General features: G+C 65.5%; 10 protein-coding genes. 4 read left to right on the plus strand and 6 right to left on the minus strand.

Annotated elements, in window-relative coordinates:
- Positions 1–100: 100 nt before the first annotated feature.
- The 3 genes from ccsB to AC1Q5S_RS02890 form a co-directional block, all read right to left on the minus strand.
- Entirely contained in the window at positions 101–1435 is a 1335-nt protein-coding gene (gene ccsB / locus AC1Q5S_RS02880) for a c-type cytochrome biogenesis protein CcsB (protein WP_026437111.1), read from the minus strand.
- Complete coding sequence (locus tag AC1Q5S_RS02885; protein ID WP_492238300.1) at positions 1432–3588, minus strand: cytochrome c biogenesis protein ResB; 2157 nt, start codon at positions 3586–3588, stop codon at positions 1432–1434. Before AC1Q5S_RS02885 ends, ccsB begins: the two co-directional genes overlap by 4 nt.
- Positions 3589–3720: 132 nt before the next feature.
- Complete coding sequence (locus AC1Q5S_RS02890; RefSeq protein WP_303833792.1) at positions 3721–4362, minus strand: c-type cytochrome; 642 nt, start codon at positions 4360–4362, stop codon at positions 3721–3723.
- Positions 4363–4434: 72 nt separating this feature from the next.
- Here AC1Q5S_RS02890 and yihA point away from each other — a divergent pair, with 72 nt between their 5' ends.
- Positions 4435–5178 carry a ribosome biogenesis GTP-binding protein YihA/YsxC gene (gene yihA / locus AC1Q5S_RS02895; protein ID WP_492238301.1) on the plus strand — a complete coding sequence of 248 codons (744 nt, stop codon included), beginning with the start codon at positions 4435–4437 and terminating at the stop codon, positions 5176–5178.
- A gap of 50 nt (positions 5179–5228) precedes the next feature.
- Positions 5229–6149, plus strand: coding sequence for an alpha/beta fold hydrolase (locus AC1Q5S_RS02900; RefSeq protein ID WP_492238302.1), 921 nt, complete (start codon positions 5229–5231; stop codon positions 6147–6149).
- 124 nt (positions 6150–6273) lie between these two features.
- On the opposite strand, the gene AC1Q5S_RS02905 is transcribed toward AC1Q5S_RS02900, so the two are convergent.
- Positions 6274–7140, minus strand: a complete 867-nt coding sequence (locus tag AC1Q5S_RS02905; protein ID WP_303833789.1) for a lysophospholipid acyltransferase family protein — start codon at positions 7138–7140, stop codon at positions 6274–6276.
- A complete protein-coding gene (locus tag AC1Q5S_RS02910) occupies positions 7137–7982 on the minus strand; it encodes a lysophospholipid acyltransferase family protein (RefSeq protein WP_303833788.1) in 846 nt (281 codons plus the stop codon). Before AC1Q5S_RS02910 ends, AC1Q5S_RS02905 begins: the two co-directional genes overlap by 4 nt.
- A gap of 132 nt (positions 7983–8114) precedes the next feature.
- Between AC1Q5S_RS02910 and metK the strand changes: the two genes are divergently transcribed.
- Together metK and AC1Q5S_RS02920 are read left to right on the plus strand one after the other, a co-directional pair.
- Positions 8115–9296, plus strand: a complete 1182-nt coding sequence (gene metK / locus AC1Q5S_RS02915; RefSeq protein ID WP_492238303.1) for a methionine adenosyltransferase — start codon at positions 8115–8117, stop codon at positions 9294–9296.
- Between the two features lie 360 nt (positions 9297–9656).
- Positions 9657–10694, plus strand: a complete 1038-nt coding sequence (locus AC1Q5S_RS02920; protein WP_492238304.1) for a bifunctional nicotinamide-nucleotide adenylyltransferase/Nudix hydroxylase — start codon at positions 9657–9659, stop codon at positions 10692–10694.
- Positions 10695–10819: 125 nt separating this feature from the next.
- On the opposite strand, the gene glmS is transcribed toward AC1Q5S_RS02920, so the two are convergent.
- On the minus strand, positions 10820–12745 hold the full coding sequence (glmS, locus tag AC1Q5S_RS02925; RefSeq protein ID WP_422205255.1) for a glutamine--fructose-6-phosphate transaminase (isomerizing): 1926 nt from the start codon (positions 12743–12745) through the stop codon (positions 10820–10822).
- Positions 12746–12760: the final 15 nt, after the last annotated feature.

A 12760-nucleotide genomic window follows, 5' to 3' on the forward strand; every position in this document is an offset into this window, starting at 1 on the left:
CGTTCCCTGGATCGCCCAGGTTACACCCAAGACGCAATGGTTGCAGGCCTGGCCCCGCAAGCCCGATGCCCCACCACACCACCATCACACCACCACGCAATCAGAGCGTGCCGTAGCTGTGCAGGCCGCTCAGGAACATGTTCACCCCCAGAAACGCAAAGGTGGTCACTACCAGCCCGACCAGCGCCCACCAGGCCGACACGGTGCCGCGCAGCCCTTTCATCAGGCGCATGTGCAGCCAGGCGGCGTAGTTGAGCCAGACGATCAGCGCCCAGGTTTCCTTGGGGTCCCAGCTCCAGTAGCCACCCCAGGCCTCGGCGGCCCACAGGGCACCCAGCACGGTGGCAATGGTGAAAAAGGCGAACCCCACCGCAATGGACTTGTACATCACATCGTCCAGGATTTCGAACGATGGCAGCCGTGCCGCAATGCGCTTGCGCCCCAGCAGAATGCCCGCCACGACGAGGGCGGAGATGCCGAAATACACCATCCAGTAGCTGCCGCCGGTCTCGGCAGCGCCTTGGCGGAACACGATGGGCTCGAAACACAGCACCACGCCCAGCAGCCACAGCGGCGCCAGCTTGTACCAACGCGTCTCACCGGCCTGCTGCTTGATCAGGTAGGCAAAGGCCACCATGGCCGACAGTGCGAACGTGCCATAGCCGATGAAGTTGGCGGGCACATGCAGCTTCATCCACCAGCTCTTGAGCGCCGGCACCAGCGGCTGGATCTCGTGCGCCTCGCGGATCACGGTGTACCAGAGCAGAAAACCCACGGCGGCACTCACCACCAGCATCACGAAGCCCCCCAGCGCGCGCGTGTCGTACTGCTGCTCGTAGTACAGGTAGAACGCCGCCGTCATCCAGCAGAACATCACGAACACTTCGTACAGATTGCTGACCGGGATATGGCCGATGTCCGGGCCGATGAGGTAGCTCTCGTACCAGCGCACCAGCGTGCCGATGAGCGCCATGGCCACGGCCACCCAGGCAATGCGCGAGCCCAGCATGCTCATGGTGCGGCCTTCACCGCGCGCGAACATGCCCATCCAGTAAAACGCGGTGCTCATGAAAAAGAGCATGCTCATCCACAAAATCGCAGACTGGCTCGACAGGAAATACTTGAGGCCAAAGACCGTGTCCGCCCGCGCCAGACTGCCAGCGCCGTCTTGCTGGTAGAGGCCGATCGCCATGAGCGCCACCGCCACCACCACGAGCATCAACGCCCGCAGCGGGCGCCAGAACCAGCCCAGCCACACGGTGCAGGGGATGGCACCCAGCAGGATGCCTTTTTCGTACACATCCATGTAGCTGCCATAGCGCTGCAAGGCATACAGCCCTCCCGCTGCCACGATGGCAGCGAACAGCCAGTCGAACCAGTTGCGACGGGCGAAGAACCCCTCGTTGAGCAGGATAGTGGTGGTGGCGGTATTCATGCGTTGCCTCGGTGGGGACGGGCCCCGATCAGTTTTTCGGCGAGCTGGACAAACTCCCGGTCGCCGTCCATGGTCTTGCGATTGGTGGACAGTGCCATCATTGCGTGCGACTGGTCCCCCTGCGGAGCGACCCACACCCACACGCGGCGCTCGCGCACGTAGAGCATGGCAAAAACGCCCAGGATCAGCAAGGCGCATCCCAGATAGACAATGTTCTTGCCAGGGGCTCGCGCCACCTGAAAAACACTGGCCTGCACCTGGGTGAAGTCCTTGAGCTCCAACGCCAGCGGTGCCGGGTAAATCTGGGCGTCACTCAGCGACAGCACCGCCTGCGTCATGAACGATTGCGTCTGGTCACTCTGGACCAGTGGTTTCAGACCGGCACGCTCGCGCGCAAGCTGGTTCAGTTCGAACAGGGTTCCGTTCAGAATGCGCACCAGCACCTCGCCCGCCCTGGAACGCTCCGCCTCGGGCACGTTGGCCTCCATGAAGTCGGAAATGGCCGGCAAGCCACCGGTCTTTTTGCCATCGGGTCCGTTGCTCCCGGCGAACAGCGCCAACGCACGCAACGCAGACTGCGTCAGCTGCTCGGCCAGCTGGGAGCGCGAAGCCTCCACCGCCTGCGCCACATAGCGCTGCACGGCCTGCTCACGCGCAGCAGGGTCGCCCAGCGCAGCATGAAGGCGCATGAACCCGTCCATGGAACCCTGATCGTCGGCCGGAACACGCAGGTAGCGGAAAGGGTCGGAAGGGTTCTCGCGCACCCCCAGCAGGAACACCGGCACACCATCACCCGTGTCCACCGGCAGCATGTAGTTGTGGAATTCACGCGCCTGGCCGGCTGCATCGCGCAGCTTGTAGCTCACGCTGGGGCCCACGTTGCGCAGCTCTTTCTTGGTCACCGTCTTGTTGGCAGCACCGAGGCGCGACTCCACCGACTCGCGCAGATCCACCTTGCGCACATCGGCACCTGAACCGGATGCGCCAGCACCATCGGCAAAATTCTCGACATTGATGGTGCGCAGGGCAGTGAATTCAAGCGTGAGTTTCTCGCCGCCTGGAACCATGCCATTGCCAACCAGTTCGGTGGATCCACCCACCGTGCCGTCGATGTCAAATGCCTTGGCACCTGCGGTCATGGGCACGGCGCGCAGCTTGAGGTGCGAGCCACCATCGTCAAAGCTCGACTGGTAAATCTCGATGCCCTTGTAGCTGGCAGGGTGGTTCACCTCGATGCGGGCGGGCGTTTGCTCGCCCGTGGCCTTGTCGTGGATGATGATCTCGCTGGCAAAGAGCTTGGGCATGCCGGTGGAGTAGTGCTCCACGATGAACTTCTTGAGCTCGACGGCAAAGGGCAACTCCTGCAGCAGCACGCCGTCGGACTGGCTCAGGATGGCGGTGCCCGACTGCGTGCCCTCGGCAACCACCAAGTTGCCACGGAAGGTGGGATTGCGCTCGGACAGGCGGTGCTCGGGCTTCACCTCGGAAATGAGGCCACTGCCGGCATAAGGTGTTTTTCCGCCCAGCAGCATCTGGGCCCGCACGATCAGGTCGCCGTCAAACAGCCCGCCCAGGCAGATGAGCACGATGGAACTGTGCGCAGCGATGTACCCCAGCTTGTTGGCCGCCCCCGCCTTGGCCGCCACCATCCAGCCGGCACCAGCGCCCTTGGCCGCATCCCGCTGCTGCAGTTTCACCTTCCAGCCGCCACTGGCCAGGGTGCTGCCAATGCGCCGCGCCGCCGCCTCGGCCGATTCAGCCAGTGGCGCTTCGGCCTTGTGGTGAAAGGCCTTGAGGCTTTGCGCGCGGATGTTTTCCTTGTAGATCTTCAGATCCACCAGGATCTTGGGGGTGTTGCGGGCGATGCACAAAGAGGTGCTGACCACCAGGAAAGCCAGAATCAGCAGGAACCACCATGCGCTGTACACCGCATTGAGCTGGAGGGCCGCAAAAAGCTCGGCCCAGAACGGGCCGAACTGGTTCACGTAGTTCACCGCGGGCTCATGCTGCTTGAGCACCGTGCCGATGACCGACGCAATGCAGATCACCGTCAGCAGTGAAATGGCAAAGCGCATGGAAGACAGCAGCTCGATGCCTGCGCGCAGGGCCTGGGAGCCAGACCGGACTTGAACGCCGTGGGTGATGTCAGACATGGGTGGTTGAACGCGAGGCACTAAAGCAAAAGGGCGGGGCCATCTGAACGATGGGCCCGCCCGTCTTGGGGTTTGTTATTGGCGGTTGGTTCCAGGTTTCCCGCCTGGCGGGGCTGGAAAAATCACAACACCTCAGCGCAGGCCGGCAATGTAGTCGGACACTGCCTTGATTTCCCGGTCGTTGAGCTTGGCAGCTACCTGGGTCATCTGGTTGCTGTTGGCACGCGAGCCATCGCGGAACATCTTCAGCTGCGATGCCGTGTAGTCGGCATGCTGACCCGACAGGCGGGGGTACTGGGCCGGAATGCCGGCACCGTTGGGGCTGTGGCAGCCTGCGCAGGCGGCGATCTGGCGGTCCGCAATACCACCGCGGTAAATGCGCTCACCCAGGGCCACGAGATCCTTGTCAGAAGAAAAACCCGCCTTGGCTGGCTTGGAGGCGGCCCAGTAGGCAATGTTCTTCATGTCTTCGTCGGTCAGCATCGACGCAAAGCCCGCCATGATGGCGTTGTTGCGCTTGCCAGACTTGAATTCCTGCAGCTGCTTGACCAGATATTCCGGGTGCTGCTGTGCCAGCTTCGGATTGGCCGCAATGGTGGAATTGCCATCCGCAGCGTGGCATGCCACGCACACCGCGGTGTAGCTGGCCTCGCCTTTGACCAGGTCGGGCTTGGCCGCCTTGGTCGGCGCCGCAGGGGCCGCGCCCGCGGAAAAAGCTGGGAGAGCGGGCGCTGCCAGTGCGGCAGCCATCAGCATAGAGGCGAGAAACTTCATATCGAGGGTCTGTATTTAAGTCCGCAAAACCCCGCGATTCTACAATGAGGCTCCAACGCATCCCAACTTTCCATGACGACACCCTCCCCCGCGCCAATAGCTGGCTCACTTCCGCCCGCACCCGACGCCAAAATCGCCATGGGCTGGATGCACACCGCCAGGTTCCTGACCACGGCTGCGCAGCTGCACCATCTGCCCCCCATCGACGTGCCCGAGATCGCCTTCGTGGGCCGCTCCAACGCGGGCAAATCCACCTGCATCAACACGCTCACGCAGCAAAAGCAGCTGGCCTTTGCCTCCAAGAAACCCGGGCGCACCCAGCACATCAACCTGTTCTCGCTGGGCAAGCAGGGCGTGACCGACGCCGTGCTGGCCGACCTGCCCGGCTATGGCTATGCCGCCGTGTCGCGCTCGGACAAGGTGCGCTGGCAGCAGGTGATGGTCAATTACCTGGTCAGCCGCCCCGGGCTTACCGGCATCGTGCTGCTGTGCGACCCGCGCCTGGGCCTGACCGAGCTGGACGAAGCCCTGCTCGAAGTGGTGCGCCCGCGCGTGGAAGAAGGCCTCAAATTCCTCATCGTGCTGACCAAGGCCGACAAGCTCACCCGCGCCGAGCAGGCCAAGGTGCTGTCGATTACGCGACTGAATGCGGGCGGCGGAGAGGTCAAGATGTTCTCGGCCCTCAAGAAGCAAGGCGTGGACGAGGTGGCACAACTGCTGTGGCAATGGGCACACCCGGTGTTGCCAGCGCCCGTGGCCGCAGATGATGCCCCCGCGCCCACCCCCGCGTTTCCTGAGGATTCTCAGAAAAACTAGGCGCTGGCGCTTATGCATCCAGCGGCGACAGCGACTGAATGCATAGCACCATGATTTCTACCCGGGACATCTCCCTGCCGCATGGCACCACCCTGCAGTGCCGTACCAGCGGCGTGGCAGGCCGCCCGGTGCTGCTGTTTCTGCACGGTTTCCCCGAGGGAGCATTCATCTGGGACGCGCTGCTGCTGCACTTTTCCCGCCCCGAAAATGGCGGCTACCGCTGCGTGGCCCCCTGTCTGCGCGGCTTCGGCGCATCGAGCCGCCCAACGGAAGTGTCCGCCTACCGCGCCAAGCACCTGGTGCAGGACCTGGTGGCGCTGATCGCCACCGAATGCCCTGGCGGTGCGCTGGAATGCCTGGTGGCCCACGACTGGGGCGGCGCGGTGGCCTGGAACCTCGCCAACCAGCGGCCGCAGCACATGAAGCGGCTGGCCATCCTCAACTCCCCGCACCCGGGCGCCTTTCTGCGCGAGCTGCAGCACAACCCGGCGCAGCAGGCGGCCAGCCAGTACATGCACTTCTTGTGCAGGCCCGATGCCGAGGCGCTGCTGGCCAAAGACGGCTTCCGCCGCCTGTTCGCCTTTTTCAACGCGCCCGATGGCCGCGCCCCCGCCTGGCTGACCGAGGCCGTGCGCGCCCAGTACCGCACCCTATGGCAACAGGGCTTGACCGGCGCCTGCAACTACTACCGCGCCAGCCCGCTGCGCCCGCCGCGGCAGACGGAAGAGGGGGGCGACCCGGGCGCCCAGGCCATCACCCTGCCCGACGCCATGCTGGCGGTGACCGTGCCCACGCTGGTGCTGTGGGGCATCGACGACCCCGCCCTGTTGCCAGGCCTGCTCGACGGCCTGCCCGGCTGGGTGCCGCAGCTGCAGTTGCGGCGGGTGGACGGGGCATCGCACTGGATCGTGCATGAGCACCCCGAGCGCGTCGCCATGGAGCTGCAGCGCTTCTTGCAATCAAAACAATAGCCGCCAGCGCTTTTCACATCAGCGCTGCAAGCCTTTTTGTTCATATGTTCGGTCAGGGCACAGACCCGCCCAAGGGCGTTGACGGGGCACCCCCAACCGGCGGCGGGAGCCCAGACAGGGCGCGTCAATACACCGATGGTTCGCCCGGCGGCCGCGTCTTGAAACGCTTGTGCACCCAGTAATACTGGCCAGGCATGGTGTCGATGTAGCTTTGCAGGCGCAGATTCATCTGCGCCGTGTCGGCTTCCACATCGTCGGACGGATAGCCCTCCCAGGCGGGGGTGATCTCGGCCACGTAGCCGGTGGGCGTGAGCCGCGTGTACATGCCCACCACCTTGGCCCGCCCCAGGCGTGCAAACCGCGGCAGCGAAGGCACGGTGGCGGCCCGCACGCCATAGAACGGCACAAAGATCGACTCGCTGGGGCCGAAGTCCATGTCGGGCAGCAGGTACAGCAGCCCGCCCTTGCGCAGGTTGGAAAGAATGGGTTTGACCCCGTCGGCCCGGTTGAGCATGCGCACATCACCAAAACGCTGGCGCCCCGCCATGAACCAGGCGTCCACGGCCGGGTCGGGGTGGGTCGAAAAAATCGACGTGAACGCGCGCTGGGTGCGCAAGGGCAATGCCAGTCCACCGGCATCCATGCCCAAGAAATGCGGCGCAAAGATGATGGTGGGCGTGTCGCCGTCGAGCTCGTGCAGCGCGCCCTGCAGCTTCACGCGCTCCAGCACCACCTCGCGCGGCGCGGCCCACAGCCAGCTGCGGTCCAGCCAGGTCTGGCTGAACACGACAAAGACCTCGCGCGCCCAGCGGCGCCGCTGCGCCGCTGGCGCCTCCGGAAAACACAGCGCCAGATTGCGCAGCGCCACCTTGCGGCGCGGCACGGCCAGCAGGTACAGCAACTGGCCAAGGCACCAGCCCATGGCGCGCAGCGCCGGCAAGGGCACATGCGCCAGCACCCGCATGAACCACACCCCCAGGCGCCCGGTCATGCGGTGCCCCCGGCAGCTTCAGCGCGCGGCTGCTTGTAGCGGGCATAGCCCCACAGGTATTGCTCGGGACACTGGCGGATGAGATGTTCCATGGCCTGGTTGATTTGCAAGACGGCGTCCTCCAGCCGCTCGTCCAGCGGCGCAGACAAAGGCTCGAAGCGGGTGACGAAACCACGGCCCCAGGGCAGGCGCTCGCAACGCACCAGCACCACGGCCGCGCCGGTCTGCTGGGCCAGGCGCACGGCCAGCGTCATGGTGTAGGCGTCGCGGCCAAAAACGGGCGACCAGACGCCCTGGCCGTCGGGTGGCACCTGGTCCGGCAGCAACCCCACGGCCTCGCCACGGCGCAGCGCCTTGATCATCTGGCGCACGCCCGACAGCGTGGTGGGCACTGCCAGCATGCCGGGGCGATTGCGCGCAGTCTCCATCACCGTGGCCAGCCAGGGCTGGCGCGCCGGCCGGTAGAGCACCGTGATGGGGCCGCGCACAGCGCTCCAGCGGCGTGCAGCGGCCTGGGCGGACAGCTCAAAACAGCCCTGGTGGGGCGTCAGGAACACAACGCCGCGCCCGGCTGCGTAGGCCTGCTCCACACAGGCCTCGCCCACCAGCCGAGAAGGAAGGGCAGCACCCAGCCACAGCCGCGGCAACTCTGCCACCATGCGGCCCGCATGGGCCACGGCGGCGCGCACCGCGCCGAAGGAATACCCGGCCAGCGCCGAGTTCGCAAGAAAGCGGCGCCGGTAGGAGGGGGAGGCGCAAAAAGCCACCCAACCCATGGCTGCGCCCATGACATGCAGCAACCACAGTGGAAATACGGAAAAGAATCGGAAGACGACAGGCATTAAAATAGACAGGTCGCTGAGTTAAATGAGCAACTTGCAGGGCGACGTTAAAAAAATCTGCTAAAGCGTTCGCCAAAGCTCCTTCGGGGTCAGGGCGACGCCCTAAATGCCGAAGCACTGGAGTTTATTCAAATGGCGAACGACTTTCTTTTTACCTCGGAATCCGTCTCCGAAGGCCACCCCGACAAGGTGGCCGACCAGATTTCGGATGCGATCCTCGATGCGATCTTCCAACAAGACCCCCGCAGCCGCGTCGCCGCCGAAACGCTGACCAACACTGGCCTCGTCGTGCTGGCGGGCGAGATCACCACCAACGCGCATGTGGACTACATCCAGGTGGCGCGCGACACCATCAAGCGCATCGGCTACGACAACACCGACTACGGCATCGATTACAAGGGCTGCGCCGTGCTCGTGGCCTACGACAAGCAATCCAACGACATCGCCCAGGGCGTGGACCATGCGAGCGACGACCACCTGAACACCGGCGCCGGCGACCAGGGCCTGATGTTCGGCTACGCCTGCGACGAGACGCCCGAGCTCATGCCCGCGCCGATCTACTACGCGCACCGCCTGGTGGAGCGCCAGGCCCAGTTGCGCAAGGACGGTCGCCTGCCCTTTTTGCGCCCCGACGCCAAGAGCCAGGTCACGATGCGCTACGTGGACGGCAAGCCCCACAGCATCGACACCGTGGTGCTCTCCACCCAGCACCACCCCGACCAGTCGGAAACCCCCACCAAGATGAAGCAGAGCTTCATCGACGCGGTGATCGAGGAAATCATCAAGCCCGTGCTGCCTTCGGCCTGGCTGCAGGACACGCGCTACCTGATCAACCCCACGGGCCGTTTCGTGATTGGCGGCCCACAAGGCGACTGCGGTCTCACGGGCCGCAAGATCATCGTGGACACCTATGGCGGCGCCTGCCCGCACGGCGGCGGCGCCTTCAGCGGCAAGGACCCGACGAAGGTGGACCGCTCGGCCGCCTATGCCGCGCGCTACGTGGCCAAGAACATCGTGGCGGCCGGACTGGCCAAGCAGTGCCAGATCCAGGTGGCCTACGCCATCGGCGTGGCCGAGCCCATGAACATCACGGTCTACACCGAAGGCACGGGCGTGATCCCGGACGAGCGCATTGCCGCGCTGGTCAAGGAGCACTTCGACCTGCGGCCCAAGGGCATCATCCAGATGCTGGACCTGCTGCGCCCCATCTACGAAAAGACCGCCGCCTATGGGCACTTCGGCCGCGAAGAACCCGAGTTCAGCTGGGAACGTACGGACAAGGCGGCTGCGCTGCGCGCAGCTGCGGGCCTGTAAGGCCCCGCGCACAGCGCGCTTGGCTGGCTTTCGGCGCAGGCTCACATCGCACAGCGATGTGAAGGCCCGCAGGGCCGGCCGAAGCCCACGTACGGACAAGGCCCTGCGCGCAGCGCGGCGTCCGTACGTGGACGCAATTCATATCGCGCAAGCGATGTGAACGCAAACCCAAAGACCGCCAACCGCGTTGGCAGCGCACCCTTGCCCAGCCGGCAATTGCTATCACATGAAGAGCATCAGGTGCCTGCAGATGGAGTACCTCGGGCACCCCATGGTGGAAAATCGCGGAAAATCCAGCACAGGGCGCTATTGTTTTTGATGCAGCCCAGTTCGCCTTGCGCCAAAACAGACCGGAGACCCATGCTCGACACCGCCATCTACATCGGGCGCTTTGAACCCGTTCACAACGGCCACATGGCCTTGCTGCAGCATGCGCTCGACAGCGCCGGCAACGTGATCGTGGTGATGGGTTCGGCCTGGCAGGCGCGTTCGCCCAAGAACCCTTTCACCTGCGACGAACGCGCCGGCATGATGCTGGCTGCCCTGCCGGCAGCCGACCGGTCCCGCGTGCAGGCGCTGCCGATGCGCGACTACTACAACGAGGCCCTGTGGGTGCAGGCGGTGCGCAAGGGCGTGGCCCCGATCGCCGCAGCGGATGCCCGCATCGGCCTGGTCGGCCACTTCAAGGATGCGACCAGCAGCTACCTGAGCGCCTTTCCAGGCTGGGAGTTGATCCACGTCGAGCGCCAAGGCCGCATCGATGCCACGGCCATCCGCGATGCCTACTTCGGCGCCACGCCCGGCACCGTGCGGGCCGCCTTGAACGACCTGGCCGCCCAGATGCCCGCGAGCACGCTGGACTTGCTGGAGCGCTTTGCCCAAACCACCGACTACCCCGCGCTGCAGCAAGAGTGGCGCATGCTGCGCGGCTACCGCGAGGCCTGGGCTGCAGCCCCCTACCCGCCGGTGTTCGTCACGGTGGATGCCGTGCTGCGCTGCCAGAACCAGGTGCTGCTGATCCGCCGCGCCCACGCCCCCGGCAAGGGCCTGCGGGCGGTGCCGGGTGGATTCATCGAGCAGCGCGAGACCGTGTGGCAATCCTGTCTGCGCGAGCTGGCCGAGGAAACCCATTGCGAACTCCCCGAAGCCCGCATGCGCGCGGCGCTGCAGTCGGTGGCGGTGTTCGACCACCCCGACCGCAGCCAGCGCGGCCGCACCATCACCCATGCGCACTATTTCGACCTGGGCGATGCGCCGTTTCCGGCCGTGCGGGCCGACGACGATGCCATGCAGGTGGAGTGGGTCGATATCGAAAAGCTGGCCGCGCTGGAAGAAGAGTTCTTTGAGGACCACTTCCACATGCTGGACCACTTTCTGGAACTGACTACTCCACCGTGACGCTCTTGGCGAGGTTGCGCGGCTTGTGCCGCCGCATAACTTCGCTTGCGCGAAGTGAGCGGCGTCCAACCCCAGAAACCTTGGCACTGCGCGCGGCGGCCACGGCTCCCCCAAGAGCGTCACGATCATTCGACCGTGACACTCTTGGCAAGGTTTCTGGGCTTGTCCACATCCGTCCCTCGCGCGCAGGCGGTGTGGTAGGCCAGCAGCTGCAGCGGCACCACATGCAGCAGCGGGCTGAGGTGGCCGTAGTGTTCGGGCATGCGGATGACGTGGACGCCTTCGCTGCTTTCGATGTGGGTGTCGGCATCGGCCAGCACATACAGCACGCCGGCGCGTGCGCGCACTTCTTGCATGTTGCTCTTGAGTTTTTCCAGCAACGCGTCGTTGGGCGCCACGGTCACCACCGGCATGGCGCTGGTGACCAGGGCCAGGGGGCCGTGCTTGAGCTCGCCGGCCGGATAGGCCTCGGCGTGGATGTAGCTGATCTCCTTGAGCTTCAGCGCGCCTTCGAGCGCGATGGGGTAGTGCAGACCCCGGCCCAAAAAGAGTGCGTTCTCCATGCGGGCAAAGTCTTCGGCCCAGCTGATGAGCTGCGGCTCCAGTGCCAGCACGGCCTGCAGGGCCACGGGCAGGTGGCGCATGGCCTTGAGGTGGGCGGCTTCCTGCTCGTCCGTCAGGCGGCCCTTGGCTTGCGCCAGCGCCAGCGTCAGCAGGAACAGGCCGGCAAGCTGCGTGGTGAAGGCCTTGGTGCTGGCCACGCCAATCTCGACCCCCGCGCGGGTGACGTAGGCCAGCTTGCATTCGCGCACCATGGCACTGGTGGCCACGTTGCAGATGGTGAGCGTGTGCTGCATGCCCAAAGACTGCGCATGGCGCAGGGCCGCCAGGGTGTCGGCCGTTTCTCCGCTCTGGCTGATGGTGACGACCAGGGTGCGCGGGTTGGGCACGCTGGTGCGATAGCGGTATTCGCTGGCCACTTCCACCTGGGTGGGGATGCCGGCGATGTCTTCCAGCCAGTATTTGGCCACGCAGCCGCTGTAGTAGCTGGTGCCGCAGGCCAGGATGAGCACGCTGTCGATCTCCTTGAACACGCGCCAGGCGGCGGCCCCCGGCTCGCCATGCACGCCGGCGCCGTCGAACAGCTCGGGCACGATGCCCGCCACACCTTCGAGCGTGTCGGCAATGGCGCGCGGCTGCTCGAAGATTTCCTTTTGCATGTAGTGGCGGTAGGGGCCCAGCTCGGCCGCGCCGCTGTGCGCCTGCACGGTGCGCACGGGGCGTTGCGCGGGTGTGAGGGCCGCGCCATCCTTGCCCACGATCCAGTAGCGGCCCAGCTGCAGGTCCACCAGGTCGCCTTCTTCGAGGTACACGATCTGGTCCGTCACACCGGCCAGGGCCATGGCGTCGCTGGCCAGGAAATGTTCCGAGCCCTCCTGGCCCACGCCCAGGATCAGCGGCGAGCCGGCACGCGCACCCACCACACGGTGGGGTTCGTCCTTGTGCACCACGGCAATGGCGTAGGCGCCATGCAATTCGGCGATGGTGGCCTTGACCGCGTCGAACAGGTCGCCGCTGTAATGGCTATCCACCAGGTGGGCAATGACTTCGGTGTCGGTCTGGCTCGCGAACACATAGCCGCGGGCCTGCAGGGCGGCGCGCAGCTCTTCGTGGTTTTCGATGATGCCGTTGTGCACCAGCGCCACGCGGCCCGCGCTGGTGGTGCTGGCGTCGGCGCCGGTGCCGTGGCTGAAATGGGGGTGCGCGTTGTGCACGGCGGGCGCGCCATGCGTGGCCCAGCGGGTGTGGGCAATGCCGGTGGCGCCGGCGATGTGCTCAGTGGCCACCTGCTCCAGCAGTTCGGCCACGCGCGCCGTGCTGCGGGCGCGCTGCAGGCCGCCGGGGACCGAGCCCTGGCGCGCGGCCTCCAGGCTGGAGGCGTGCACCGCCACGCCGCAGGAGTCATAACCCCGGTATTCGAGCCGTTGCAGGCCCTGCACGAGGATGGGAACGATGTTGCGCGTGGAGACCGCGCCGACGATGCCGCACATGGTGGTTGCCTTGGG

The organism is Acidovorax sp. GW835-FHT14B10, assembly GCF_058793725.1.